The sequence below is a fragment of the Vibrio sp. D420a genome, from assembly GCF_030248625.1.
In the GTDB taxonomy this organism is placed as follows: Bacteria; Pseudomonadota; Gammaproteobacteria; order Enterobacterales; family Vibrionaceae; genus Vibrio; species Vibrio fortis_A.
This window is the reverse complement of sequence record NZ_JAHGAN010000081.1, coordinates 1-541: the sequence shown is the minus strand read 5'-3', so window position 1 is coordinate 541 and position 541 is coordinate 1. Positions and strand designations below refer to the sequence as shown.

Annotated in this window: 1 protein-coding gene; it reads left to right on the top strand. The window is 35.5% G+C overall.

Annotated elements, in window-relative coordinates:
• A partial coding sequence (locus tag KI743_RS24245; protein ID WP_285468559.1) for a hypothetical protein occupies window positions 1-529 on the top strand: 529 nt, incomplete at its 5' end.
• Between the last annotated feature and the right edge of the window lie 12 nt (window positions 530-541).

Here is a 541-nt window from a genome sequence, read left to right as displayed (position 1 = left end):
TGGGGGTCATTATGTCTATGCATTAGAAGGTAACATTATGATTCTGAGAATATTTAATCAAGAACATGATTTTAGTTGTGGTGTTGCATGTGTTGCTATGTTGGCAAGCTTAAATAAAGACTCAGTGCATGAACAATATAGCTCTTGCATTAGGTTCTTATTTCCGAAATTGACGGAAAATCAATTGGAAAAACCGAATGTAAACCTTAGAACTAAAATTGGACAGCTTCAATCGTACCTTTCAGAGCAAGGTCTACGAACTACTCGGTTTAAACTGAACGATCAATCGGTAGAACAGTTTGAAACCGGCGTTTCGATTGTCCTTATCCACGCCCAAAAATTTCTTCATTGGGTATTAGTCTTTAAAGTTTCAAATGACATTTATGTTGTGGACCCAGAGGAAGAAACGGAATACAAATTTTGCGATTATTTCTCGTATGATGGCTATGATATTTGTTTAAACAAAATGCATATTAAGTTGCCGGATCTATCCATTAGTAATGTTGTGTTAGCTGGAAAAAATGCATAACAAACGACTATG